General features: G+C 53.0%; 19 protein-coding genes and 2 pseudogenes. 12 read left to right on the top strand and 9 right to left on the bottom strand.

Features of this window, described 5'->3' with window-relative positions; genetic code table 11:
• Nucleotides 1–721: 721 nt before the first annotated feature.
• Both AB4O08_RS27340 and AB4O08_RS27335 read left to right on the top strand, forming a co-directional pair.
• Nucleotides 722–1,069, top strand: coding sequence for a RidA family protein (locus AB4O08_RS27340; protein ID WP_460114562.1), 348 nt, complete (start codon nucleotides 722–724; stop codon nucleotides 1,067–1,069).
• A gap of 12 nt (nucleotides 1,070–1,081) precedes the next feature.
• On the top strand, nucleotides 1,082–2,317 hold the full coding sequence (locus AB4O08_RS27335; RefSeq protein WP_137201192.1) for an NAD(P)/FAD-dependent oxidoreductase: 1,236 nt from the start codon (nucleotides 1,082–1,084) through the stop codon (nucleotides 2,315–2,317).
• A gap of 46 nt (nucleotides 2,318–2,363) precedes the next feature.
• On the opposite strand, the pseudogene AB4O08_RS27330 reads toward AB4O08_RS27335, so the two are convergent.
• A pseudogene (locus tag AB4O08_RS27330) lies at nucleotides 2,364–2,720 on the bottom strand (aromatic amino acid lyase); the annotation flags it as partial.
• On the opposite strand from AB4O08_RS27330, the pseudogene AB4O08_RS27325 reads away from it, so the two are divergent.
• Nucleotides 2,709–3,581, top strand: a pseudogene (locus AB4O08_RS27325) (cache domain-containing protein); the annotation flags it as partial. The pseudogenes AB4O08_RS27330 and AB4O08_RS27325 overlap by 12 nt on opposite strands.
• A gap of 23 nt (nucleotides 3,582–3,604) precedes the next feature.
• Here the strand turns inward: AB4O08_RS27325 and AB4O08_RS27320 are convergent.
• The gene (locus AB4O08_RS27320; protein WP_241669118.1) at nucleotides 3,605–4,207 is read right to left on the bottom strand and encodes a hypothetical protein; all 603 of its coding nucleotides are present in this window, start codon (nucleotides 4,205–4,207) and stop codon (nucleotides 3,605–3,607) included.
• Between the two features lie 880 nt (nucleotides 4,208–5,087).
• Here AB4O08_RS27320 and AB4O08_RS27315 point away from each other — a divergent pair.
• Entirely contained in the window at nucleotides 5,088–6,092 is a 1,005-nt protein-coding gene (locus AB4O08_RS27315; protein WP_137211965.1) for a metallophosphoesterase, read from the top strand.
• 441 nt (nucleotides 6,093–6,533) lie between these two features.
• On the opposite strand, the gene AB4O08_RS27310 is transcribed toward AB4O08_RS27315, so the two are convergent.
• From AB4O08_RS27310 to AB4O08_RS27300, 3 genes are all read right to left on the bottom strand, one after another.
• Nucleotides 6,534–7,358 carry an inositol monophosphatase family protein gene (locus AB4O08_RS27310; RefSeq protein ID WP_137201198.1) on the bottom strand — a complete coding sequence of 275 codons (825 nt, stop codon included), beginning with the start codon at nucleotides 7,356–7,358 and terminating at the stop codon, nucleotides 6,534–6,536.
• Nucleotides 7,359–7,437: 79 nt separating this feature from the next.
• Nucleotides 7,438–7,908, bottom strand: coding sequence for a hypothetical protein (locus AB4O08_RS27305; protein WP_137201199.1), 471 nt, complete (start codon nucleotides 7,906–7,908; stop codon nucleotides 7,438–7,440).
• A gap of 80 nt (nucleotides 7,909–7,988) precedes the next feature.
• Nucleotides 7,989–8,354 (bottom strand): helix-turn-helix domain-containing protein, encoded by a 366-nt coding sequence (locus AB4O08_RS27300; RefSeq protein ID WP_244641819.1) that lies wholly within the window; start codon nucleotides 8,352–8,354, stop codon nucleotides 7,989–7,991.
• 701 nt (nucleotides 8,355–9,055) lie between these two features.
• Here AB4O08_RS27300 and AB4O08_RS27295 point away from each other — a divergent pair.
• The 3 genes from AB4O08_RS27295 to AB4O08_RS27285 all read left to right on the top strand — a co-directional run bounded on the left by AB4O08_RS27295 (nucleotide 9,056) and on the right by AB4O08_RS27285 (nucleotide 10,340).
• A complete protein-coding gene (locus AB4O08_RS27295) occupies nucleotides 9,056–9,274 on the top strand; it encodes a hypothetical protein (RefSeq protein ID WP_137201201.1) in 219 nt (72 codons plus the stop codon).
• Nucleotides 9,275–9,342: 68 nt separating this feature from the next.
• The gene (locus AB4O08_RS27290) at nucleotides 9,343–9,753 is read left to right on the top strand and encodes a hypothetical protein (protein ID WP_137201202.1); all 411 of its coding nucleotides are present in this window, start codon (nucleotides 9,343–9,345) and stop codon (nucleotides 9,751–9,753) included.
• Between the two features lie 68 nt (nucleotides 9,754–9,821).
• Entirely contained in the window at nucleotides 9,822–10,340 is a 519-nt protein-coding gene (locus AB4O08_RS27285; RefSeq protein WP_137201203.1) for a hypothetical protein, read from the top strand.
• 335 nt (nucleotides 10,341–10,675) lie between these two features.
• Here the strand turns inward: AB4O08_RS27285 and AB4O08_RS27280 are convergent, their stop codons facing one another.
• Nucleotides 10,676–10,867 carry a hypothetical protein gene (locus AB4O08_RS27280; RefSeq protein WP_137201204.1) on the bottom strand — a complete coding sequence of 64 codons (192 nt, stop codon included), beginning with the start codon at nucleotides 10,865–10,867 and terminating at the stop codon, nucleotides 10,676–10,678.
• A 223-nt stretch (nucleotides 10,868–11,090) separates the two neighbouring features.
• Entirely contained in the window at nucleotides 11,091–11,690 is a 600-nt protein-coding gene (locus AB4O08_RS27275; protein ID WP_192002799.1) for a hypothetical protein, read from the bottom strand.
• An 838-nt stretch (nucleotides 11,691–12,528) separates the two neighbouring features.
• On the opposite strand from AB4O08_RS27275, the gene AB4O08_RS27270 reads away from it, so the two are divergent.
• Nucleotides 12,529–13,062: a hypothetical protein gene (locus AB4O08_RS27270; RefSeq protein WP_343295643.1), complete on the top strand. Its 534-nt coding sequence runs from the start codon at nucleotides 12,529–12,531 to the stop codon at nucleotides 13,060–13,062.
• 90 nt (nucleotides 13,063–13,152) lie between these two features.
• On the top strand, nucleotides 13,153–14,868 hold the full coding sequence (locus tag AB4O08_RS27265; protein ID WP_460114561.1) for an RNA-directed DNA polymerase: 1,716 nt from the start codon (nucleotides 13,153–13,155) through the stop codon (nucleotides 14,866–14,868).
• 94 nt (nucleotides 14,869–14,962) lie between these two features.
• Here the strand turns inward: AB4O08_RS27265 and AB4O08_RS27260 are convergent, their stop codons facing one another.
• Nucleotides 14,963–19,423, bottom strand: coding sequence for a PIN domain-containing protein (locus AB4O08_RS27260; protein ID WP_460114560.1), 4,461 nt, complete (start codon nucleotides 19,421–19,423; stop codon nucleotides 14,963–14,965).
• A gap of 405 nt (nucleotides 19,424–19,828) precedes the next feature.
• Complete coding sequence (locus tag AB4O08_RS27255) at nucleotides 19,829–20,101, bottom strand: hypothetical protein (protein WP_460114559.1); 273 nt, start codon at nucleotides 20,099–20,101, stop codon at nucleotides 19,829–19,831.
• 1,237 nt (nucleotides 20,102–21,338) lie between these two features.
• Here AB4O08_RS27255 and AB4O08_RS27250 point away from each other — a divergent pair.
• The 3 genes from AB4O08_RS27250 (at nucleotide 21,339) to AB4O08_RS27240 (ending at nucleotide 25,155) form a co-directional block, all read left to right on the top strand.
• Nucleotides 21,339–22,520, top strand: a complete 1,182-nt coding sequence (locus AB4O08_RS27250; RefSeq protein WP_460114558.1) for an ABC-three component system protein — start codon at nucleotides 21,339–21,341, stop codon at nucleotides 22,518–22,520.
• 149 nt (nucleotides 22,521–22,669) lie between these two features.
• Complete coding sequence (locus tag AB4O08_RS27245) at nucleotides 22,670–23,185, top strand: three component ABC system middle component (RefSeq protein WP_446730747.1); 516 nt, start codon at nucleotides 22,670–22,672, stop codon at nucleotides 23,183–23,185.
• The gene (locus tag AB4O08_RS27240) at nucleotides 23,185–25,155 is read left to right on the top strand and encodes a DUF3732 domain-containing protein (RefSeq protein ID WP_460114556.1); all 1,971 of its coding nucleotides are present in this window, start codon (nucleotides 23,185–23,187) and stop codon (nucleotides 25,153–25,155) included. Before AB4O08_RS27245 ends, AB4O08_RS27240 begins: the two co-directional genes overlap by 1 nt.
• Nucleotides 25,156–25,309 lie beyond the last annotated feature (154 nt).

Here is a 25,309-nt window from a genome sequence, read left to right as displayed (position 1 = left end):
TGTCTTGCTGGTAGGCATTACGATCTAGGCAGTTCTGCAAGAGTTGCTGCAGACGCGGCTATTCGGCGTTATGGCTGATCTCGTACGGCTGGTCGTTGAATGGGGCTGAGCGGTATCAGTACATTCATGAGTAACATCCTTGGGGAGCAGGATGATCACGCAGCAGACATCTGTATGTGCCTGTATATACCGGTAAGGCAAGATGCAGGCCAATATGTCTGAGCTGCTTTTGATTCCGCAGTTCAGGCTTGTTTCTAGCGAAGTTGACCAGGCTGATGATCGCTACTTTTTAGCCTTATGTAACCGCTGGTTGCGCTTGGAGTGTTACCCATGATGCCTGGTGGGAAAAAACGAAACCTTTAGTGTCGGGGCACCTAAAGCGTTCTAATCGCGAGAGGAGGGTAAGTCGCTCTACCTTAGGCTTATGGCGCATTTTTTGATCGAGCGGCATGATAAATGCTTAATCTTGTATATACATGATTGGTGTTTCAGGCTAAAACACATGTTTCACCCCTCCTGAACCTATTAAGCAACGAGTCGACATGATCTCAAGCCGCTGTTCGCTCCTGATCTATGTGTCCGGTGTCCGCGAGGGGGAACACGTGCTCAAGCGTATGCATGACTCAATGGCCTACCGTAAAAACCGCTGAAGTCGAATCGATGATTCACAACCGGTGCTCGTTGATGGGCGCCTCCTTGAATTACCCAAGAGAGAACTGCCATGACCGTTAGTAATCTGCCCTTTTCCAAAGTCCGCCACAGCCAGGGCCTGGTTTTTTTGTCTGGCGAATTGCCTTTTGGTGAGGACGGTAGCTTTCCTGAAGGTATCGAAGCGCAAACACGTTTGACCTTGATGCGTATTACCCAGACGCTGGAAGCCGAATCGCTGTCGCTGGACGATGTTGTCAGCGTTACCGTGTACCTGACCGACCGGAGTAATTTCGCCGAATTCAATCGGGCTTATGCATCATTCTTCACGGCCAACCTGCCAGTGCGCGCGACCGTCTGCGCCGGCCTTGTGGTCGATGCATTGGTCGAGATCAGTGTCATCGCGCAACAGCGTGCTTGATTCGGAGGCAGCGTGAACGAAAAACAAGTGGTGGTACTGGGTGCCGGCATTGTCGGCGTATGCACGGCGTTGCATTTGCAACGCCGTGGCTGCGCGGTGACGCTGGTGGACAAAGGTTTGCCGGGGCGTGAAACGTCGTTCGGCAACGCAGGCATCATTCAGCGTGAGGCCATTGAGCCTTATGCGTTCCCGAGGGATCTTGCCAGCCTGATAAACGTGGCAGCCAAGCGTGACATTGGCGTCAATTACCATTTGCGCGCGATGCCTGAATACGTGCCTGCCTTGGTCAGGTATTGGGCCAACTCCGCGCCTAGGCATTACCAGGCCATTGCAGATGCCTTTCGCACGCTGATTGAGCACTCGATCAGCGAGCATTCGGAGTTGATTGATCAAAGCGGTTCGCAAAACCTGATCGTGCGCAAAGGGTGGATCCAGGCTTTTCGTAGCCCACAGCAATTCGATGAGGCGGTGGAGCGCGCGGTACGCGTGAGTGCACACGGCGTGTTGTCTGAGCATCTGGACGGTGTCGCGCTCAGAACGGCGGAACCAGCGTTGAGCGATGCATTGGTGGGGGGCATTCATTGGCTGCAACCCTGGACGTGCATTGAGCCGGGTGAGTTGGTGCAGCGTTATGCCGATCTGTTCGTTCGTGAAGGTGGGGATATTTTGCGTGGCGATGCGCGATCGTTGCGTCAGTCGGGAGCCGGTTGGAGCGTAGACACCGATTCTGGATCAGTCGGCGCGTCGCAGGTGGTCGTGGCGTTGGGCCCTTGGGCTCACGAACTGCTTGGCGAGTTGGGCTACCGCATTCCGTTGTTCGTTAAGCGTGGTTACCACGCTCACTTTGCCGATGGCGCGACATTGAGCCGCCCGGTGCTGGATACCGAACAAGGCTACATGCTGGCGCCGATGAAGCGCGGTATTCGCCTGTCAACGGGGGCGGAATTCGCCAGCTTGAGTGCACCTCCAACACCGGTGCAACTGGGCAAGGCCGAGCGGGCCGCACGGCAGGTATTAGCCTTAGGCCCCCAGGTGGAGCGCACGCCTTGGAGCGGCGCCAGACCCTGCACTGTAGACATGAAGCCGGTGATCGGCGCGGCGCCCTTGCATAAAGGGCTCTGGTTCAATTTCGGCCACGCCCATCAAGGATTTACGCTAGGCCCGGTCAGCGGTCGACTGCTCGCAGAAGTGATGATGGGCGAGGCGCCTGTGGTCGATCCGGCACCCTTTGCTCCCGGACGTTTCTGAGCTGAGCAGCAGTGCATGAACTTTCTCGCCCATCTCCGTCGGACTGGTTGTCGGAGACGGCGTTAGCTTCGACGACTAACACTTCGGCGGTTTGACGGAACTGGGTCAGACACGCTCCCATGACTTGCGGCTGGCAACGCAGGGAGTACGGATCCTGAACCTTGCCGCAGTTCTGGTGCGAATCAGAAACTTCACTGCGTTCGCCCAGCAAGTCACGGTAAGCGCTAGCGGTGTCGATCTGGCTTTTTTGTCCACGAGCGGCATGGATGCGAGCGTCGAACGGCGAGCGCGAGCCCAAGACTGCTTCAACTGTCAAACCACCAATGACCAGTGCGCCAGCGAACAGATCTTCGCCCTCGAACAAACCACGCAATGCGTATGCGGTAGACACCTGTGTGCCATTGAATTTGCCGCCATCGCCTGCCTTCCGGTGATTCTGGTTGCGGTGCTTGTCGTATTGAACTTGCGGAGCGCGGCACAGGCCAATTTCCTGGATAGCAGCGGTCGTGAAATTCGCCAGATCGATAACGGTATGAAGCAGTTCTTTGAAAGCATCCGCCAAAACGTCGAATACCTGGCCAAGGATCCTCGAATCGCCACCGTCAAGGGATTGAAAAACTATACCGCGGCCAATGCTGAGCAAACGCCTGTGACCGAAGCGGATCAGCGACTCCAGGCTATTTTCGATAGATTTGCCGAGACCCATCCGACCACTGCGTCTATTTCCCTGGGGCTCAAAGACGGCGGCTTTGCCGGTTGGCCCGACGACCCGAAAATGGCCAGCTACGACCCCCGAGTACGTCCTTGGTACAAGACCGCCGTGGCGGCCGCGCCAGGCTCAACCGTGCGCACGAGCGCTTACTATTGGGCACCGGATGACATGGTGCTGGTCAGCACGGTTCGCGCTTTCGCCGACCCCAGCGGCAACCCTGTGGGTGTCGTCGGCGTGGACGTCTCGCTCAAGCAACTGACTGAACTGGTTAAAACCATCAAGCTGGGCGACAGCGGGTACCTGATGATGGTCGAAGCCAACGGCAACGTTCTGGTCGATCCGGCGAATGCCAAAAATAGTTTCAAGCCCCTAGCCGATCTGGGCCCCGGCTATACCGAGCTGGCAAAGAGTGGCGATGGCGTGACCCAGGTTGAGATCGATGGCGTGCCCTACATGGTCAATGTGGTCAGTTCTGAAAGCCTGGGCTGGCGCTTCATCGGGCTGATCAAACGCGACGAAGTCATGGCTCAGGCCACCAATCTGACAGGGTTGACTGACTTTAGTGTAATTCCAGGTTAATACCCTTTTGAAAGGTCTCCGTAGCTTAGCTCTATTTCGCCGGCGCTCTCCCAATCCGCTAGTTCTGGGTGCGCTCCATCGTAATAGAGGTAGTTATTTTGCCACCCCAAGTCCCCATACCAAGCGTTAACCCGTGTGACCAATTCGTCGAGAACTTCAATTAAGACGTCGTCGACCATTTTTTGGGCGTTTCGCTCATATGGGTACCGCGCGGCAGTGAAGATGTGCCGGTATGTCTCGATTACGCCCTCATACTGATCAATGCGAAGCTGCTGCCGAATTTGAGCAGGTACCGAATGAAACAAGGTCAACAGGTCATGCTTGTCAGGATTTTTGCGGTCACTTGGAACCTTGTTAAGGTTTTGCAAATGACCATGTGCGGTCTTGAGGGCCGCATTGTCCAATTCGTAGGTTTCGTTAATCTGGCCAAGGTTTCCACTGGGCTTGGAGCAAAAGCTTTTCAGGATGATTTCTATACCGATGGCAGCGTTTATCTGCGCCACATCGACCATGTCAAAGCCTCTTTGCATATGTTGAGCGGCCTTCAAGTAGCGATAGGCTGTTTCGACCATCCAGGCCGTTGAATGCTGCTGCGTCATTGTTGCTCCTTCGAAAGTCTGTCTGTGCAGGCCTGATATTTCCTTGAATTCAGACGCGTGCTTAATCAAGTTGCCCTTACCTGTATAAAGCTGCCCCAAAGGCATTCGATGAATTAGCGTGCAAACGGAACGTCACGTGGGTTTCTCGCTTGCGCTTCCTTCAGTCATTCCGAGATTTGGGCGATGCCCCAGAATTTTGGTTTGTCCGAATTTTGTATGCGATGAAGGCCGTCACTCCGTAAATACACCAGTAAACGGGCGCTGCCGCTAAGCTGGATAGAAAACATAAAGCAGCGCAGACGATGAGCATGATGATGTAGAGGTTAAAAAGCGGTCGATCGTCTCTTTTTCGGATGTGATTGAGACCCATGCAGACCCCTATCATGTAGAGAGTAGTAGCGAAACTCTAAATCCTGAAGGTGACCGAAATTGCCCTATCACCTCTGCCATGATCCTGTTGAAAGAAGATCGGGCCAAGCAGCCAGAAAATGCAGATCGACAGTGCAACTGTCCCCAGTAGCCCCCATCCGAAATAGGTTTTCGCAAAACTGTATTGTCCTTTGCAAAGGCGGCTTTGCAGAAAAGGATAGGTCAGGAGCGCGAGTAAGATTGGCACGAGAAAGGACATCGAAACGTTCCGTCGTTGTATGGAGTGATGTTTTGATTGATTGAAACCTGTACCAGCTTTACTACCTGCAACAACTGATGATCCGAGGAAAACTATCAATTTCAATAGTATCACATAGCCATCAAGCCATCGCCGCCAGCAGCTCGAAAAGTGGTGGGAGGGTAGGTTAGCGGCGCTCATTCTGCTGACGAGGGAGTACAATTAAGCTAATAAATCGACCCATCGGCAAACACTCCGGAGTACCGATCCAAAATGAAGCAGGCGCTTTTACGCCTCCCCAAAAACTACCTTGGTCGTGACTTTGTAGTCGGTGATATCCACTTCAAAACCACCGAGCTCCACAAGGGGCTTCGTGCGCTCGGCTTTGACAGTGCGATTGATCGGGTCATCGCTGTCGGTGATCTGATCGACCGTGGGCCCGGGATGCTGGATGGCCTAAAGCTGCTCGGCGAACCTTGGTTCTTTTGTGTCCAAGGCAATCACGAGCAGATGCTGATAAACGCTTACCGTGAAAACCCACAAGCACGTTACAGCTCCCACGGCGCGGGATGGTGGGCAACGATCGCCGATGAGTCGAAAGGAATGGTGATCGAGAAGCTGGAACAGCTTCCCACCGCCATAGAAATTCAGTCCGCACGTGGCCTGGTCGGTGTCGTTCACGCCGACGTGCCGGCAGGGATTTCTTGGCAAGAGTTCGTTGGGAGCCTAGACAATACTCAGATCGAAGAGATCGCGCTGTGGGGCAGGGAACGGATCATCAAGCATTATCGTGACGGCGTTCCAGGCATCTGGAGAGTTTGCTCGGGACATACGTGGATTCCGAAACCGCTGAGATTGGGGAATTTTCTCGCGCTTGACTGCACGGGAGGAGGGGACGGCCCTTTGGCAATCTACTGTGTCCAAGAAGACGCTATCTATGTTGATGGGCGTCCTGTGTCGCTTGATAGCGCGGAGAGCATTTCAGAGCAGCTGCAAGAGCTCGAGAATGTCATCAGTCAGCTCAAGACAGAAGTGAATGGCAACAGATTGATTGAGTCGCAGAGCCTTAGCCGAAAGGCTGAAGCGTTGGCCAAGCATGCAAACTCATCGTGGATCATCATGAGAGATGAGGACGCTGAATCTGAGAAGCTCATTAACGCGTTGCACGGGCTTAGCTTACTTACTGGCGAGCGCAGAGGTGCCAAGCTTGATGAGCTGAAGGCAAGGTACAGTGGAACGCAGGCGGAGCAGCTGCTTCAGCGGCTTTTCGGCGCCTGATTTACTGCTCTAGACTTCACAAAATGGTTCTTCAAGACGCTTTCGCCACACAAACCGAAAATATATTTTCCCCGCCCCCTTGAAAGTAAAATTTCAAACCGGAGGCCTTATATTTGAAAACAAACAAAAAGCGACGTTCTCCAAAAATCCCCCTTTTTTTCGGCCTGCCTTGAGCTGTGGGGCAATCGACCCGATTGCCTTGATGTTGCTCTATGGGTTTGCGCTCCTTGTGCTTTTCATCTTTTGGCTTCTGATTTCCGGTTTCTCTGCGTTGGAATGCTTGATGGAGGGCGGCGAAGCCAGTGTTGTGTATGCTGATCGCACCTTTGCGACGTCAGTCGCGGCTACTTTTTGATTCCAAAAGACATCAATTTTTGTCGAAAAAAACCGGCCATGTGCCATCTCCAATGTGTAAGTGATGATCCCGCTTTTCAAAGCGACTTAGTTCGCCGACGTCTCAAAGACTTTAGCCCAGTCGCGACTCGCTAGTTCCGAGCAAACATTGGGCGCACCCCCGAAGCATCGTTGGCAAACCTTCAGCATTTCTACCTCAGTACGGTATTGAATGGGATCACCGTATTCGTCGACCAAAACGCCTTTGGCACCAATCAGCAATGCGTGCCCCGCGACTACGTCATGGGCTGACACCGGATATAGAGACAGTCCGCAAACTCCATCCCCAGCAGCGACCTTAGCCAGTCTGTACGCAATCGATGGCATGGGGTAAAAACCTGCCGGCGCACAGAGCTCGCGATTGGTCTGCGATTTGTTGCCAGCAGCAGCGCTCACCATCACCATGCACTCCTTCGAAAGCACCTGTTTCGAAAGGTCGACATAGATCGGGGCTCCATTCCTAACCAAGTGATCCATACCTGCGGCCCAGCTGATGCTATCTGCCTTCCCATCCGGAGTTAATGGCGCATGCACCACACCCAAGACAGGTTGAAGGTCATGAAGTAGTCCTACCGAGACAGCCGAGCCCGACAGTCCCTTCAGAAAATCACTTGTACCGTCATTCGGGTCAACTACCCAGCAGAAGGAGTTGCCGGAAAGTACGTGGCCGGTCTCTTCACCCCACCAATCGCATTGCAAAATTTTTAGCAACTTCTCACGGAGAAATACCTCAATTTCGACGTCGATTTCAGCTTTATCACCGTAACCCCTACGGCCTTCCGGACGTACACATTCCTCTGCCAATAACAAACCCGCCCGCTCCACAACTTCGATCACCTGGGGAAGAATCTGCTGCAGTTGTTTATTGATCATGGCGACCTGACGAGCTAACGGGCGGAGGAGTGAAGGGTGATGCCTTGTCCCTAAACAAATAGACAAAGCTCCTACCATCTTACAGGAGCTGCGAACCAAGCCATCGACTGAGACGATCACCTTGAACGTTTTCCAGTTTGTTGATGGCACCTTTGAGCATTCCGACCATGGCATCTAAATCATGATCGTCCGGAAACCATTCTGACAGCTCGACGTTGCAAAACTCTGAACGGCCTAGCCCCCACTTGAGAACCATATCTCCGGTCGCGCGGAAGTGATCGGCCATATAGATCTGGTGATCGGTCTTCCACCCCCTCCGCTCTAGTTCATCGGTGGCGTTCAAGATGCCCGTGTCACCAAAGCAAAATGCCGTGTCGGGGTAGTGGATACCAGCAAGCGACACCTTCGCCTCACCGACCTCGCTGTTCCAATATGCTAGGTAGTGCCATCCACCCGAAGTGATGTGAGGCCTCGGGAAATTTATGGCTGCCTTGCCGGTGATGAAGTGCTCGTAGGTAACCCTACTAAGGTCAAGATCGAAATTACGCATTACTCGACCTCTTGGATTTTCCAAAGTAGGCCACGACCGCAGCCGTGTCTGCCGTCTGATTAGATGGCAATGAAAAGCGTCTATTCAGCGAAACAAAATTCAACTTGCTGGGAGTTCGTCACTGAGCGATGACTTTGGGGCTTTCGAGAGCGAGGTCGCGCTGGCAACTCGTCACACGACGAAATCGCCAGATTTTTGAGAACTCCCTCATGGCCTAGGCTCGCCAATTCCTCTTGGGTGCGACGCAGCAAAGCGTCAACGGACTCTCCCGACTCAGCGCACAGAGTAATGGCGACCAGGGTCATAGGACTTACTCTGAGCGGGCCGCTCAAAGCCATTATCATCTCCAGCGTGGGGCTTGACTGGGCGCGCTCTAGTTTCGAAACGTATGTTCGACTGCTGACTTCCGCAAGATTTTTCTGGGTCAATCCTTTGCCCGCGCGCATCGCTTTTAGCACGGCAGCAAAAGCAATTTTGAGCGTCATAAACACGTTCCTGATTAGCCAGTCCCTTTTAGCGTGGTTACGCTGTATGAGCCATTTTAGCCATGTGAAGCCAATCACGGTATGGGGATTGGAGTGGCTTCACTCACCAGACTAGGTTGGGATTTTCGCGCCGCCTCTCTAGCGTCTCGCAGTCTTTGCTCAGCGTACATCGCTGAGTCATCCTCAGGCAGCGGGTAGCCGGCCGCTGATAGCGCCTTTGCTCGCTCTTCGATCAGCACCCGCTCAGGATCCCGAGCGGATTGGTAAGTCCTCTCTTTTACCCAATGAGTTTCATCCATTTGCGACTCCTCAGAGGTTGAGTTGAAAACAGAGCAAGTTTTATCAAAGATAGGCTAAGAGAAGTATCAAATTCTTCGGGGCCGTGACACCAAAAATCAGCTGGGAGTGTGGTGGCAAGCGGAGCGCGCAGGCCGAGAGGCCGAGGCGCGAGAATGGAAGCCCTACGGGCCAAGACGCCGCCCTGGCGGGGGGCTTGGTTTACGACAGCCGTCCCCGGCAGGGGCGCGCACCAAAACTAATGTCAATCAATCGCCGATCCACTGCTGCATTCGGATCGTAAGACATAGCGCTCCCAACGAGGCTTGATTGCAGTACCGGTACATACCAACATCAGGGCTTCAGCTTCCTAGTTTGGAGGACTTATGAGTCGTGATGACAAAGACACGGTGTACTGCAATGTTCAAATGCCGATGGCCAAGGGGAGGGAGCTTTCTCGGTTAGTAGGGGAGCTTAGAAAGTCAGGTGCTCATCCCGAGCTAGACTCAGTCTTTGAAGAAATACAGCACGAGCTGAGCTCGTCAATCGAGTTCGTGGAAGAGCAACTCTCCGGCGCAGGCGGATTTGGCCGGCGGTCACACTGAAATAGCTCAGCCACGAAGCCCGCGACCTTAAAAAGAGGTCAGGTGTCCGCATTAAGGAGGAGAACCTAATGTCTAGCGGTGCTGTTGATCAGAATCTGCGTGAGCGAGAGAAGATCAGGAGGAAAGCTTTGTGGGCGCTATCTGATCTTCTGCCAGGCGATCCCAAGGCCACTCCAGTCGTGTCTATGCTCGACGAAATCGCACGCCAGGATGAAGCCGACAGATTGCTGAGAGATGTAGCGAAAGTAGAGGATCTTCGCGACCTTGTCGTTACCGAACCTAGCTCGAGCGGCGTTCAAATTGTTCGTGAAGGGAGCATTCCGGAACCGTGGCGAGAGCGATTCCTCCAAGCGAGCATCGGATCGACTCGGGTTGAAACAGGCCCTTTCCTTGATGATTTTGAAAAATTTATTAATCTTTGGAAGCAGGAAAATCAGTGCTTAGAAGCGTACCGATTAGCTATCGGCAAAAAAATCTAGGAAAGCATCTCAAGTTTCTCGAAACGCATCCGTTTGTATTCACAAGAGCAAATATATAAGGCGTTTCCATGAAGCTTCATGCGACCTCAAAAGCATCTTCTGATTTTCGTCTTTGTAGAGAGTTCGAATGCTGGCGCGGACTAGATTTTGACGAGAAATACACATGCGCAATCGAAGTGCTACCGTCGGCGCGGATCATGATCGAGCTAGACATCGTGAAGCTCAGTGTCACTCCTGACGTCGCACAAGAGATTTCATCATGCCTGAGAGAAGCACTGGCTACTGGTGGTGAGGCAGGTGATCAAGCCGTAGGCGAAAATCGTCCGACTGGATTGTTCAAGGTTCGCAGATTGATTGGAATACGCGGCCATCAATACTCGGCTTCTAGCGAGATTGCGTTTGAAGATGCGAGCGAAGACGTCTGTGAGGAGTCACCCTCAGGCACCACGTCAATCGTGGTCTGCACAATTGAGGGCGGGGGTTATGAGTTGGTATTTCCTTTTATGTGTTACTCGTTCACTGAAGATGATGCGTTTTGGCTGAGCGAGGTCTTGCTTAGCGCCTGCCAAAAAATCACGAAGCCTTAAATCGAAAGATTTCCGCACAGAATGACTGCAATGACAACGTCACGAGGTTGAACAGCCAGGAACAAACTTCATCCATGCTGCCCGTACGCAATCAAGGCAGGTAGTATGCGCCCGGCGCAGCGGTTAAGAAAATGCTCAGCAGTTGTTATGGAGCCTCCATTTCATGGAAGTCGGCGCGAGCTACATAGAGGTGTTCGACTGCCACGTACGCCAGAGGGTCAGCTCGTGAGGTAAATACGAGCCTCGCTGGCGTCTGTTCGGTGGCGCAGGCGAGGATGAAAAGCAGGTCAGCCTACTCTCGATGAGGCTCCAAACTGGCTGGCCACCCGGTATCCCTATTTCTGAACCAGATCTTTGTACTTTTCTCGAGAGGCGAGAATCTGGTCTCTGAGCTCTTCAGGATCAATCCTCATCCCACCGCGAGGTGTTGTCTTGAGAGTTTTCAAACCGTTGGCTGCCTTGATGAAGGCTCGCTCCTCTGCCTGAATCCATTCAGGACGTTTGTCTTTCCAAAATGACCATGCCATTCGCTGAGCCTCGTTCCTGAGCGGATGAGACCAGTATGTGGCAGCAGAAAGAAATGTCCAAGCTAGGTGGTGACCTTGGTCATTATGTAAGCGGAGCGCGCAGACCTGGAAGGTCGAAGGCATGAGGATGGAAGCCCGCAGGGCCAAGACCCATCGATAGACGGGGCTTGGTTTACGACAGCCATCCCCCAGAGGGGCATGCCCCAAAAATAGGATCTAACGGTTATCGAACCGCGCGCTGATCGTTCTTACGAGAAGCTACACCCATGGCGTAAAGGTCATAAGTCTTTCGCAACAACAATTCGTCATCAGACGATACATGCGCATGAATGAAGACTGTCGACAAGAAACGCTTCCGTTCGCCATTGCCAATCTCAGACCAAACCCTCGGTTGCCCTTGAGCATCTGGGACTGCCAAGCGATCAAGAAGGTACTCTTCAAGGCTATGCAACCGCTGCAAGCCATCGATCAAAATATCGCTGCTCTCAGCCATTGCTCGCCCCGCAACCGAATCACACCACTCATTAGTGAGATAGCTTCCGAGATCCCCTCCAGACCACACAGAAACGATGAACCGAGCCTTTTGCCCCAGATTCCAGACTACTGGGCGATGCCAAGACGGAACTGGAATGCCCATTACGAAGGCCGCAGCCCAAGGGTACTTCTCTTGAGCCGCAGATGGCTCTACCAAGTGTTTTTCCCAGCGAGAAACGAGGATATCAATCGGATATTGGTTGGTGCTGGTTGCCAAAATTTGACGTGGCATTCGGAGGCTGGGATCTGAAATTTCGTCATCCGCGTAGCGCTGAAATTTGGAAGTCATGAATGTCCTTGGAGGAGGGGAGTGCTAAAGGTGGACGAACCATTGGTGCGGATGAAATGACGCCGCCACTCATCAACGATTGAGATGATTAGTAAGTCACGCTCTATTGAGATTTCGATTTGCTCACCGTCGACCAGCGCTTGCGCATAGCCCTCAGCGAAGGCTGCAGCTCTGTCAAAGTCGGAAGGGGAGTCACAGGACGCGATGTAGCTGACTAAGCGCTCCCACGCCCTGCGTTGACGATGACCCTGGATGGTCTCGGCAAACGGCACGGCGCCTTTCAGGGAGCATGCAAATACGATCGTTGGTAGGTTCAAAACCGGTTTCTCTAGATGTCATAGATATGAAAAACGGTTCGTTTTGAGAAACCTTGAGCCGTATAAGAATTTTTTTTGTGCCGACACAAACAGGCGTCAGTCGGACGCAAGCGCGTGGACGTGCCAAAGACACTCAGATATCCACCGGGCCAGACCGGAAAGCTGCGGGCCAAGCGGCGAATCTTCTTCGGGCACAAAGCGGCGTAAATCCCTTGGCAAGGCTTAGAACCTAAAAGGGCACCAACCCTGTAGCTGATCAACAAGACTCTTGATCGGTCGAGGGCATCAGGCCGCAGCGATCGGGTGTGGCGGTTCCTGAAGATGCTTGCCGAGCAGAGCGGGGGAGACCTCCATGATGCGTACCAGTATTGGGCAGGCGAGGTAGTCAGGAAGCATCGTATCGAGTAGCTTGCGGCATCGCGCCTCAATCGACAGGCCATTGGGCACGTACGATAGCTCCTCGTGTGATGGACTTACGAGGCTATTCGAATTTCACGTTCGATTGTAAAAGGAATTTATTTATGGCTGTTCCCGCCGAGTTCAACGCCGCACAGTGGTTCTCCGATAACACCGCGGGCGGCTCGCGCCTTACCCCTGAAACTCAGCATTCCATCGCTGACTTCACGACCATGTGGAATTTCTTCGAGGGTAATCTGTGCCGCAATGAGGGGAATATCGCTGCCTTCGAACGCGTTGCAGATCTGTATCGACCGAGCGCTGATCAGCATCAGGGGGTTTGTGGTTGCGTGGCCTTCTGGCGGTCTCGCTATACGAATGAAGAGGGCATACTGCCCAGATTCGACAGATTGGAGTTTCGCTCGAGAGATCGCAGGGGGTTGGTAGAAAGTGTTCTATTGGGGCAGAACGATGAACCGCATGATGTGCTGCTGGCAACGCTCATCATTATCTACAGGCTGCGAAATAACCTCTTCCATGGGCTCAAGTCGCTCGACACACTCAATGATCAAGTTGAGAATCTCAGGACAGCCACGTACTGCTTGTCCATTGTTCTGACGGCAACACCTTCACATCTCGTCAGACCTCAACACGCTTAATCTAGCTTTGGCGGCACGGTACTGCGGTGGCAGTGTGCCGCCTACGCCAAGAACAAATCGTCAGCCTCAAATACAGAGCGAATGAGAGTTATGCAGCTGCAGGATCTGCTTGCTAAAGGATATTTTCCAATTCAGCTACCGGTGGGATTCGGCACGAAGCGACTCGCGGACAGCATTGAGCAGATCAAGGCTGTATGGGACGGAGCGCCGGGGAAACAGGCCGGCGCTTCTCAGTCTGAGAAATTCTCGGTCGCTAGATCCTCCTACAGCAGGCGCACAACCTCGATCCCTAATCCTGTTAGTTTCTATGCCTTGGCTAAGGAGATCTGTGAGTACTGGCCTCAGATCCGGGCGCATTACAATAAAAGCGAAATCTCTCGCAGCATACCCGGCACCGACGGTAGTCTCAGAGCGATCGAGCTGACGAAGTTCAGCGACTTGTATGAGGAGCGCGTATGCCAATCTGCAGGGGCCCGTTACGCGCTGATCACCGACATATCGAGCTATTTCCCAACTGTGTACACGCACACCATCCCGTGGGCACTGCACACCAAGCCGGTTGCCAAGGCGAACAAAACCAAAAAAACTCCTGAATTTTTTGGCAATATCCTTGATGGTCGTTGCATGGGGACACAGGATGGCCAAACCATTGGCTTGCCTATCGGCCCCGACACTTCCCACATCATCGCGGAAATCATCGGGGTGTCGATTGATGAGGCCATCTGCGCCGAATTGGGTGGATGGCCGAAGGGGTTTCGCTACGTTGACGACTTCACTTTCTTCTTCAACAAACGTGAGGAAGCTGAGAGGGCGCTGGCAATCATCATCAAATGCGTCAGCGCTTACGAGCTCCAGATCAACGCCTCCAAGACGAAGATCGTCGAAGTGCGAGAGCTCGTCCAGGAATCCTGGAAATACAGCCTCAAGAAACTGACCGTCTCAGCGAAAAAGCGTCAGCAGAAAGACGATATTCACCACTATTTCGAGATGTTGTTCTCGCTTGAATCAAGGTTCAAGGACGAGAGCCTAGTCAAATATGGCCTAAAGCAGCTGTCCTCATCCATCGTCAAGAAGTCCAACTGGGCGATCGCCGAAGCGTACTTTCTCAAATGTGGGTATGGATTTCCCAACACGTTGCAGGTAATTACCCAAATCCTCGCGACCTACCATCGCTATGGTTATCCATTGAATATGAACGCGCTTGGCGCTTTCAGCCGAAATCTGTTGGAGTCGGCTGCCGCCGCGAATCACCACAGTGAGACTGCCTGGCTCCTTTGGCTGTGCAAGGAGCTCAGCATCCATCTTGACGCCCCTTTGATCCGTCAGGTGCTCCAGATGGAGAGCTCCGTATGTTCGCTTATCGCTCTGGATCTCATTCATTCAGATTTAGTCGACGGTGAGGTAGATCTTGCGGCTTTAACGGGTCTACCGCTCACAGATCAGGCACTCAAAGGGAACAACTGGTTACTGGCTTACGAAGGGGGTCGCCGGCTGTGGCTCGGAAATCCAGATATCGCTTTCATAGAAGCCGACCCCTGCTTCGCAGCACTGCTAAACGCTGACGTTAGCTTTTATGACCAAGAAGCCAGGCTACCGGCTATATTCCAAGTCAAGATCGAAGCAGCGGAGGCTATTGATTTCGACTCGGATGACGAAATCGACCGCGATTTCGAGTTTGACAGTATGGATGAGGAATACTTTGATTCGGCTGTAACGGATTCTGATGTGGAAGGCGAGGAGCAGGGCGCGGCAGCAGCCGGTAAAGGAAATCTAGCTGTAGATCCTGAAGCACCAGATGATTGGTGAGTCTTGCATAGACGGAAGTTATGAACTGGATTCGTGGCTAATGCTGGTCTAGTGCATCCAATGCCTTCCTTGTACATGCTCGCCTATATGGATGCTAATCCACTTTCCTGCTTTCCTCGGTATGGCCGCTCTCAACCGATGCTGGTGCAGGATTTTGGGCCTCTAGCCGAATAGAGGCCAGTGGTGAAGGCACCGCGACCGCCCAGAAAGGGACTGCATAAGCGAAGCAAACCTTTGCCTCCAGTGTCACCGGCTTGCTAGGTCGCTCTGCGCGCTGCATCGCAACATGTAGCCTCTGCCTTATCGCTTTGCGGGCCACGGAATTGATTTCCACACCAGCTAACGTGAGCAGGAGCCGTGTGTACGCCAACCGATGAAAATCGTCAGGGCAGCTTGGGTGGCGGAACATCGGTTCAAAGCAATACTCGATCAGTTGCAGCATCACACCTAGGTTACAGCGCACTTGCAGGAACATCAGACAGACAAAATCGGCTATGACGGGCACAGCAGTATCAAATGTTAGGTTCGGCTCGGCTAGGTAACTTCGCAACCGGTTGATCCCTATATTTGCAAACGTCTCACCCTGATCCATCATGACTATAAGGTCTGCAGCTTGGATCGAGACGAAGCTGCGCCTGGTCATCACCAATTGAACAATTGCACGAGAGTACTCAGCACGCGTCAAACGCTCTGATATCAGTTCATTCGTCAGTAGCATTTGAGGAGATGCGCCCTTGATCTCCAGGAACCCTGCTATAGCTCGGAAGCGGGCGTCTAACGACAGTAGGGCACCACCGTATTCCAAGCAAACAAGCAGGGTTGCATACTCTCCTTCACCCAGAATGTCTTTGAGTGTACGCATCTGTGCCGCCAGTGTGGGTGGGCCATATGCCGGTACCACCTCACAATACTCATCAATAGCGGCACAGATTGAGTCGAGAAAGACACGCTCCCGATGCCAATTTTCCTCTGTCTGCTCCTGCATACCGAGTTGCCCATCGCGTGAGAAGAGCGTCCCTCCGTTGTGAAATCGCGTTGACGACTCGATCTTCGCTTCTAGCGCTTGCTTGGTGGCAGCAGCTACATACAGCCTGGGGATATGCTCCAGTACATCGAGCATTCCAAGCGTCGCAAGCTCTACCAGCATGGGAAGATCTACCACCCAAGAGTGATCGGAGGCAGCGATAACCGGGAACTCATCGTGGGTCTGGCCCACACCCATCGAGACCTCCAGCAATGGCCCCTCATCGGGCCAGCCTCTGACGAGATCGATCACATCCACACCGAGCATCTGCGCGATCAGCCCAAGCGTAGCCATGTGCTGGCTGTAAAGCCCAATTGTGTTAAGGCCCTGTGTTTTTTTTCGTTCGATTTGTTCGATGAAGAAGGAGAAATCCAGCTCACCATCCTCACGCGTGGGGATGGTCATGGCGACTAAACTTTTGCTCGGAACGACCGCGCTTGAGACCTGCCCATATGATAGGTCGAGCAAACGTCGGTGAATGGTCACTATCCGCTTAACCTTGAGCGTCTGCTCTCCTATCAAGCTGCGGATTGTTGTGGTTTCGCCAACTTTGAGACCAATAAGCGCGACAGCCTGCGCGGAGTCCGCAGCGATGAACTCCGCGGTCGGCGAGAAGGGTGGGTCAATGTCAAAATCTATTGAAACGTAACCGCTGCCGCCGTTGCTGTCTTCGAGTTCGACTGAAGTACCAAAAGCGACCTCAACTGGGTTAGTGAGGACAGAGTCCACCGTGCCGGATGCCATGACCATGAGTGAGATGTGAGCGGCCGCAGCCTCAAGATTGCCCAAGTTCACTCGCATGGTGCGGTAAATGCGAGCGATGCCTCGATCATGCATCCCCCGACTGATCTCTGCGTTAGCAAGTTTCAATTGATCCTGAGCGGAGCCTTCTAGAAAGACAGGAAGCGTGGCTATGCACGCGTCCATCTGCCCAGGGTTTATGTTGGCTAGAACCTGGATCAGCAACAACCATGCACTGGCATCAAGGGGGCTCTCAGAAACGATCATCTCTGCGATTTCACGCATCTTGGGCCAATCACCGGCGTTACCGTAAACGTTCAAAGCCACGTTTCGGACATCTGCGGACTGGCGCCATTCCCCTGGAAGCGACTCGAGCAGATCTCGAACCTTCGCGCGCTGATCAGTTAGGGCGTATGCGTGAAGAAGATCAACGTGCAATGGAGTGAACGAGTAGCGAGGAAGTACGCGTTCGAGCATCGCGATAGCATCATCGTGACGCCGTGCATGGAGCATCCACTGCGATGCCATGGACAGCTCCAGCAAATCGCTGCTTTGCGGTGCGAGTTCAGCCACACGATTCTCGAATGCCTGGCGCACTGTTTCGTTATTGATAAAGGCCCGAGCAGCGAAAACCCCATCGGTAATATTGCTGTTCTGGGGAGTGACACCTAGCAGAGAAAGCTCTTGCTGAACTGCATCATTGCGTTGCTGGCGCAGCAACAATTCCCAGTGCATGTGGCGGAGTATCCGCAACACTTTCGCCGACTCCTCCGTGACAGACCGCTGCACCTGTACACCGTAGGCAGACTCGAGCATTGGCTCTCTACCCGCAACCAAGCATGCTTGGCCGAAGATAACCAGTGCGTCATCAGGAAGCTGGTCAAGGCGATCGGAGAAGCGATCAACAGCTTCACCTTCACGATTCAAATCGCATAGGGCCTCAAGTTCCACTCGGGCCGAGGTCTCATGTTCTGGGACGCCGCGCTGTCTTCCCTGCTCGATCATGTCCAACGCCTGAGCCGGCTGCCCCAATAGCAGATACGCATAGGCGAGGTGAAACACGACGTCAGTCTTTGTCCTGGGACTTTGCTCGGGCCATAGAGCATTCTCGCGATCCTCAAACTTGGACATGGCATCCATGATGAGCTCACGTCGATCCAGGGGCTGAGATCGCGTGTTCACGTAGAACGGGTTGTCCGTAGCGAGTCGCAGCGTAAAACGCAGATAGTTTTCGACGATGAAAATGGAACTGTCAGGCTGCTCCAAAGCTTTCTTGATAGCGTTGACGGCACCAAGATCGTCCCCGGAGCCAGCCCTGGAACTGGCCACCATCTGCCAGCCCCCGGATTTATCGCGAAAGGCTTCGGGGATCTCATCTTCAGTTAGCTCTTCTCTATTGAGGACTCTTGCGTTGGTGTAAGCGATCCATACCGAATACGACTCTGGAAAGCGAGCCTGTGCCGCCTGGCCAACCTGGAGGGCAGCCTGCACATCATTTTTGAGCATGTGAGCCCGGATATGACCCGCAGCGATACGGTCATCGTCGGTATAAAGGTTTGCGGCTGCCTCAAGATCTGTCGAGGCGATCTCATCGTCCCCAACATGCCAGAAGCACATCCCACGAAGGAAATACCAACGGGCCTTCTGGTGAATATCAAACGTGTCCAGCTCGTCCTCGAGGAGTTCCAGCTGAGTCAAGGCATCCTTGTATCGGCGATCGTTATGCAGCGTGCTGATGCGGTCGAGCTGGCGCGTAGCAAATGTAGTTTCCGACCCTTGGATTGCGATGGGGAGGTCATCAGTCAGCAGTGTGCTGCCGGCAGCGCGGCCAACGGAGAGGAGGGGAGCGAGATATTCCGCCAGCGGGGTAAGCTCTGACGCGCGCTCATGGCTGACAGGCATCGTACCCATTTGGTAGGCCCGCACACTCTCGCGTATCAGTTTGGCCGTATGAAATTCCTTGGCAAGCTCACCCAGATGGGCTGAAGCGGAAGAGAGATCGATTTCTCCGGCCGTGCCATTGAGCTCAGCACACACAGATAATAACTGCGACCACACTGCGCCGCTGTCCCGGCTAGGTAATGCCTGGGCGATAAATTGCTTTTGGTATCCGGCTTCCTGAGTGCGATCCGAGTCCAGGTCGTGGGGGACGAACTTCAGGTGGAGCGCGAACTGGCGCAGGTCTTCGTCGTTAACCGTGGCCTCATTGTATTGCTCAGCTGCAGCCCTGATGGCGGCGTAAGCAGTCCGGTTCCGAGCGTTACTCAGACCCTCTGAATGCACACGGGTGTACCAGGACTCATGTGAAAGAGACGCCAAGGCCAGCCTGACAACCTCTACCGCGCCTTCCATGGATGACGAGCTAGACACGTGGTAGACGATCAAATTGTCGTCCAGTCCACGCTGGAATGTTGGCTTGATGAAATCGAGCCACGCAAGCCCTACGGCTTCGGTAAAAACGTCATTGGCAGTCGCCTTGAGTGACCGCTTCATCTGCATTCTGATGGTTGCTTTCTGTCCAGTGCTCGCCGACGCAGCATGGACAACGAGGTCGTCAGTATTGTGGTCAAATCCTCGACCTTGGAACAGCAACCCGACGATGGCAAATCCTTCGCGCAGCCCGGCACATGGGAGGCCTAGGCACATAGCGAGTAACCGCACCGCCTGTACGCGTTGCTCAAACGCACCGCCACGCCCGCCAGTTGAAATAGGGCTTGCAACCTTTTTCTGCTGGGGTTTCGGTTTTGGGTTGGGAGCTTTTTCTCCCTTTGCCTTTGGAGGCCTTGCCATACCTGGCTCGCACAACTGATATAGGGCCCTATCTTATCGATCATTAAGCGCCATGCGTAGCGTTAACTTCGCAAGAAAATTACATAGCGTGCGGCCTGGGGCATGGAGTTCGTATCGAGCGCCAGCATCGTCGAGATGTACCATCCAATGACAACCAAAAAACATAAAAAGACAAGCGGAGCGCGCAGGCGTGAGGATGGAAGCCCGGCAGGGCCGAGACTTGGCTCCGCCAGGCTCGGTTCACGACAACCATCCCCGCAGGGGCACGCTTATACCCAACTGGTAACCCGTGCAATCGCTATCTCCCCAGCAAGCCTTTAAGGTTTTCTTGCGCGTAATGGTCACCTCTCCATGATGAAGATTGCTGACTCTTAGATGCACTCCCGTGTAAGGGGGGACGGGGACTCATCCTTCATCTCTTGAAAGCTCAGTGAGTGCTGAGGCTAGCGCCGTCGCCTGCTGAGGCGTGAACCTGAAGCGCGAATCATCGATTTTGATTGAAATTATGCCGTCGGATTCTGTGTCCAGGAGAACTGCGTAGCTGTTGTCATCGTCCAAGACTTCACACTTTGCAATGCCGGGCCGAGTGAAGATAGCGAGCCTAATTTCGTCTAAGTCCCCCTCGGGCGAACCATCCTTGAACGTGAAGAATCTGTTCGGGGGCAGCTTTGTACTCATGGTCTCGATATTCCTCAGAAAATAAGTCGCATGACTATTTAAACGGAGGCGAAATTCAAAACTTGAGTGGCGGGTTTAAAAAGACACCTGCCTGAAAAGTAATTTTGCGCAGCGCTAAAGTTTTGCTCGAAAAAATCCGTTTAAGTTTGTATTTCACGGGAAAGGGCTGAGTGGGCAATGTTGAAAGAGCATGATTCTGCAGAAATTGTTAGATTCAGGGCCGAGCGCGCATTTTTATCTCATGAAAATGAGGGTGAGGGTGAGGAAACTAGGCGGTTCGAGTCATCTGTTGAACTCGCAAATAGCCACGTAAGGCTCGTTCTAGACGGCTCTGAATATGACTTCACTGCTCAGCAATGCGGAGAGCTAGCTGATGGGCTGTTGACCCTGGTCAAAACTCTCTATCAACGGAGCGCAATCCTCACTGGTATCCCTAATCCGCATAAATTAGATTTTGGGAAGCTATTTCACCAACTGATTCTGTCTCGTACTCAGTCCACACAGCAGGATTGGTTGTGCAGCCACGGGTACGACTTGGACGGAATGTTCTTTGGAGCATCTGGATCGTTTCGCTATCCAGACTCGCAAAGCTATTTTCAGCTCTGCCTAAGGGTGAACGACGAGCTATTCGTACCGATTTTGGGCATCGAAGATAGGGTATTCACGTTCAGCGTGGAGGACGCTTCCTGGTTGATAGAGCAGCTGTGCGTGGGAGGATATTTGCTAGCTCGGATTGAGAGTCCGTGAGAGGAGTAGCCTACTTCTGCATGGATAACCGAGCATGGCCCATGCTCACGTTTGAAAACCCATCAACCTCTGGGTGGAGCAGTGCAGTTGCAAATGTCGGCTAAATGGGTGCAGTCAGGTTCAGCCTCCACTCGACACTACTGTGGGCTGTGGGGCAAGCGAGGCGCGCAGGTGTGTCGGACGAACACCCATAGGGCCAATGTCATTCTAACTACGGTTTTCACTAGGCACGTAAATAGGCTAACATGATGGCGATTTGGAATCGCCAGTTACACCTGTGAGCATCCATACCCGTTGCTCAAAGACTAAGTACCGATGTCAAAGGGCCGTGTCACCCATTTGGGCCGTTGCGAATCAGACTTTGCAACCTCACCCCCTTGTGGAGGGCGCTCCGATTGCACTTCGAGAGCGGGCATAATCCACCGCGTAGAAACTGAGAAATCAGATTCAGGCTGCAGTGGTCTCGAACGAACGATTCAGGACGAAGTGTATGGATAAGGAAAGCATCACGGTAGTGAGAGAAAATCCCTCTCTGAAATCGAGCAGACCTGGCTCTTACCTTGGGTACTCACTGCAGTCCACCCGGATGTGCCTACATCTGTGCGAGGCGCCACGGGGCTCGTTCGTTGCGTTAGAAGTTTTAGACGACGTTGACGTTGAATATGCTGACGGCAAGAAAATGGTTGAGCAATCCAAGAGCGGTATTGCTACTAACCCCATTGCCAATTTCTCTAAAGATTTGTGGAAGACTTTTTCTAACTGGATCGATGCTATTGAGGCGGGTGTAATCAACCTTGGAAAAACTCGCTTCCGTCTCTACGTATTGCAAAGGAAAGAGGGTGCGTTCGCGCACAATCTGCATTACGCGCATACCAAGCCCCAGGTCGAGCACGTGGTACGCGAGATTCGTCAATCCTTTCAAGACGAGCAGCCAGCGGGCTGTAAGCCATATATCGAGAAATTTTTAAGCTACGATCCTGACAAGCGTGCGAATTTGGTCATGGCGTTTGAGCTCGAAACAGGGAATGACCAACTGGTTGAAGGAATCAAGGGCTACCTATCTCTAGCCGTGCCAGATGACCTTCTGGAAGATGCCTGTCATGCAGCAATCGGGTGGGTGAAAAACACCTCCGACGTACTGATTGCAGGCGGTCAGCTAGCAGTGCTCGCTCGTTCGCAGTTCAGCGATTGGATGTCGACCTACAATAGCCGTTTCTCGTTTAACCATCTTCTGAAATACACGCTCCCTCCACCGACAGCCCAGGAGATCGAAGAGGGTCGGCCCTACGCCCTTACTCTGATTCGTCAGCTTGAGCTGATTGAAATGGAACAGGACAGCGCCGATGCCATGTCGGACTACCTGCAGTCGACAACCAATAAGGTGAGGTGGGGGGAACGAGGTCTGGTCTACGAGCCGGAGTTCAACGACTTCAAAAAAAGCTTGCTGAAAAAGTGGCAGTTTTTCAGTAAGGAAATTCGTCTGCTATCCAGCCACGCTACCGCTTCGGACGTCGACAAAGGCCAGCTGCTGCACCTCAGATGCATGGTGGACAACGCCAAACTTAACGACGTCGACTCCCCGGGTTTTTTCGTTCGCGGGACTTACCACGATTTTTCAAACCGTAAAGACATTGGATGGCACCCCCAATTCAATGAATTGATCGATGACTGACTTTCGATATGTGCTGGACTGAGCCGCTTCTGTCGAACTCGCAGGCGAAGCAAATACATTGAATATGCATATGCACTTCGCGCCCCCCCCCTAAAGGTCGCCGTTTGCGCAGTGCGACCAACCACAATAAGCCCAACAGGTTGACCAGGATGGAGCCTACAAAACTATACGGCAAGGCGAACAATAGCCTTGATGAGGTGTACTTGGTGCAGAACCCTGCACTCGGTGCGATTCTGATGTGGGAGTTTGTTAAAGGGTTCGTCCGTCAGAGCGCCGGTCGTTTGCCGGAGCTGCCTTTACTCTTCGCTGTGTTACCGATTGTGTTTAACGAAACGCTCAGGACAGTAATGTCAGGGACAAATCCCTCTTCCGGATTGCGACTGTTCGCATCGAAATTCTCCAGGGATCAAGAGGTGCTTCTGACATTGCAACGAAGGATGCTGATGCTGCGACCCACGTCCCTGTCCAGTTTGTCTATCGCACTTGAGTGCGGTTTGCTGACACTCAACGTAACTTCCGCTTCAGTTGACTGCACGACCAAGCGATATCCCTCAAGGACTCCACTGGCTGTCAGGGAGCTTGGGAAGCACGCTGACAAGCTAGGCGGGTGGTGTGGTTCGCTAACTCTTCAGGAAGTCCAGGCTGCACTACGGATAGGTTTTTAATGAAACTCCAGATCATAAAATTGATTTTGTGGCCAAAAAACGGCCTTCAGTATCGAGAGTTGACGTTCACGCCCGGAGCAGTGAACGTGATCAGCGGTTCGTCAAAGGCAGGGAAGTCGGCGGTTATTCCGATCATCGATTACTGCCTAGCCTCGGAAAAATGTGGGATTCCTGTTGGAACTATTCGCAATACCTGCGGGTGGTTTGGTCTGCTCGTGGATACGGACGAAGGACTCAAGCTTTTCGCACGTGCTGAACCGGGCAAGCAACGATCAACGGATGATATGTTCGCCCTGGAAGGTGATCAGATTTTTATACCTGAAAGGATTGAGGGCAAAAACACAAACCGAAGCAGTGTGAAGGACATCCTGAACAGGTTGTCGGGCCTGCCGAATCTTGGTTTTGGAGACGACGTTCGCTACGGATTCAAAACCCGTCCGAGCTTCCGAGATTTGATGGCGTTCACCTTCCAGCCGCAAAACATAGTGGCTAACCCTGACGTCCTTTTCTACAAGGCTGATACCACCGGCCACCGTGAGAAGCTCAAGGACATTTTTCCGTTCATTCTGGGTGCCGTCACCTCTCAAACGCTGGTTGCATCTTGGGAAATGAAAGATCTTGAGCGTCAGCAGAAGCAGCTGCAGTCAGAGCTCAAAACGCTCGCTGATGCATCTGCGCGGTTGCGCTCCGAGGCTCGCAGTTGGTATTACCAAGCTCGAGAGTACGGGCTAGTACCGAACAATGCGGTGCTCTCGGAGGATTGGACTACCGCGATTCAGCAGCTCAGTTCGATCCTGCAGAAAACCTCTCGCGATGCAGCACCCAAGTTCGAGGCGCTTCAGGCTTCGATCACGACCATTGGCGAATTGAGAAAGCGGGAAGACGTCATCGCCGCGAACCTGTTTACCGGTCGTCAAAAGCTTAACGAGCTGACCCGCATTCGGGGGGATGCCAACGCTTACCTCAAGGCGCTTGATACCATGAAAGAGCGGCTGTCGCTCTCGACGTGGCTGAAAGACTTAGTTGTCGAGCAATCGTCCCCCTGTATTCTGGGATCACAAACTTTGTCAGCGTCTAGTGAATTAGACGCATTGTGTAAGGCACTGCATGGCATAGAGACGCTCTCGGAACAAACGCCCGTGGTATCTGCTTCGGTTGAAAGTGAGCTCGTCCGGCTACGCAGCGCGGTGCGCATCGATGCTGAGGAGCTCGAAGCAATTAAAACAGAGATCAAGGCCATTGAAGCCCTCGACACTCAGGCCAAAGGTCAGGCTCTGCGCCAGTCCGACATCGATCGATATCTTGGTCGGCTCCAGGAGGCTGTTCGGAACTATGAAACGGCGCAACAGGACGAGGGCTTGGCAAAACGGCTGAATGAGGTTGAGAACAAGATAGCAGCCCTAGCACCATCGATTTCTGTTGACCAAGTGCGAGATAAAACTCGCAAGATCTTGAACACACTGAGTGATTACTGCGCCCAGATAACGCCGGTTCTCGATGCCGAGTGGAAGGATGCCCGAATCGGTCTATCGATCACTGACCTTGCGATCAAGGTGCGCCATGATGGGCGTGATGATTTTCTATGGGAGATCGGTAGTGGCGCAAACTGGCTCGCATACCATGTCGCGATGTTGCTGGCCTTGCAGAAACTGTTCTTGGCCAAGAAAACCGTTGAGCATCCAGTACCTCACTTTCTGATTTTCGACCAGCCTAGTCAGGTGTACTTTCCAGTAAAGCGCGCCGCCCAGACTGACGAGGAGCATGAGCTTGACGACGAAGACCGAATAGCCGTGCGCAAGGTTTTCAGAGCCTTGGCTACAGCAGTCAACAGCTCGGAAGGTCGCCTACAAATTATCGTTCTCGACCATGCCGATGAAGGTGTTTGGGGCGGGATTCCTAACGTGGTACTCACTGAAGAATGGCGCGATAAGAAGCTCGTACCACCTTGGTTTGAGTTACCTAGCTCCTAAGTTGTAAGTAGCCGCAAGAATGTTGGTTTTCGCATGCATTTGAGAACCTTGATCCCATGAAATTGAGTACCTATCGCATGTCTCTTGATATCGATGATATGTCAGCTAGATCTCTTCAGACCGCTCCTCCTGAGTGTGACTATATCCATCCTTT

The organism is Pseudomonas sp. H3_E07 (genome assembly GCF_054668895.1).
This window is presented reverse-complemented; position numbering and strand designations above follow the sequence as displayed.

Excerpts from the sequence above, each read along its gene's own strand:
- AB4O08_RS27340 (WP_460114562.1), top strand. The coding sequence starts at position 722 with ATGACCGTTAGTAATCTGCCCTTTTCCAAAGTCCGCCACAGCCAGGGC.
- AB4O08_RS27320 (WP_241669118.1), bottom strand. The coding sequence starts at position 4,207 with ATGACGCAGCAGCATTCAACGGCCTGGATGGTCGAAACAGCCTATCGC.
- AB4O08_RS27315 (WP_137211965.1), top strand. The coding sequence starts at position 5,088 with ATGAAGCAGGCGCTTTTACGCCTCCCCAAAAACTACCTTGGTCGTGAC.
- AB4O08_RS27310 (WP_137201198.1), bottom strand. The coding sequence starts at position 7,358 with ATGATCAATAAACAACTGCAGCAGATTCTTCCCCAGGTGATCGAAGTT.
- AB4O08_RS27305 (WP_137201199.1), bottom strand. The coding sequence starts at position 7,908 with ATGCGTAATTTCGATCTTGACCTTAGTAGGGTTACCTACGAGCACTTC.
- AB4O08_RS27300 (WP_244641819.1), bottom strand. The coding sequence starts at position 8,354 with ATGCGCGCGGGCAAAGGATTGACCCAGAAAAATCTTGCGGAAGTCAGC.
- AB4O08_RS27295 (WP_137201201.1), top strand. The coding sequence starts at position 9,056 with ATGAGTCGTGATGACAAAGACACGGTGTACTGCAATGTTCAAATGCCG.
- AB4O08_RS27290 (WP_137201202.1), top strand. The coding sequence starts at position 9,343 with ATGTCTAGCGGTGCTGTTGATCAGAATCTGCGTGAGCGAGAGAAGATC.
- AB4O08_RS27285 (WP_137201203.1), top strand. The coding sequence starts at position 9,822 with ATGAAGCTTCATGCGACCTCAAAAGCATCTTCTGATTTTCGTCTTTGT.
- AB4O08_RS27280 (WP_137201204.1), bottom strand. The coding sequence starts at position 10,867 with ATGGCATGGTCATTTTGGAAAGACAAACGTCCTGAATGGATTCAGGCA.
- AB4O08_RS27275 (WP_192002799.1), bottom strand. The coding sequence starts at position 11,690 with ATGACTTCCAAATTTCAGCGCTACGCGGATGACGAAATTTCAGATCCC.
- AB4O08_RS27270 (WP_343295643.1), top strand. The coding sequence starts at position 12,529 with ATGGCTGTTCCCGCCGAGTTCAACGCCGCACAGTGGTTCTCCGATAAC.
- AB4O08_RS27265 (WP_460114561.1), top strand. The coding sequence starts at position 13,153 with ATGCAGCTGCAGGATCTGCTTGCTAAAGGATATTTTCCAATTCAGCTA.
- AB4O08_RS27260 (WP_460114560.1), bottom strand. The coding sequence starts at position 19,423 with ATGGCAAGGCCTCCAAAGGCAAAGGGAGAAAAAGCTCCCAACCCAAAA.
- AB4O08_RS27255 (WP_460114559.1), bottom strand. The coding sequence starts at position 20,101 with ATGAGTACAAAGCTGCCCCCGAACAGATTCTTCACGTTCAAGGATGGT.
- AB4O08_RS27250 (WP_460114558.1), top strand. The coding sequence starts at position 21,339 with ATGGATAAGGAAAGCATCACGGTAGTGAGAGAAAATCCCTCTCTGAAA.
- AB4O08_RS27245 (WP_446730747.1), top strand. The coding sequence starts at position 22,670 with ATGGAGCCTACAAAACTATACGGCAAGGCGAACAATAGCCTTGATGAG.
- AB4O08_RS27240 (WP_460114556.1), top strand. The coding sequence starts at position 23,185 with ATGAAACTCCAGATCATAAAATTGATTTTGTGGCCAAAAAACGGCCTT.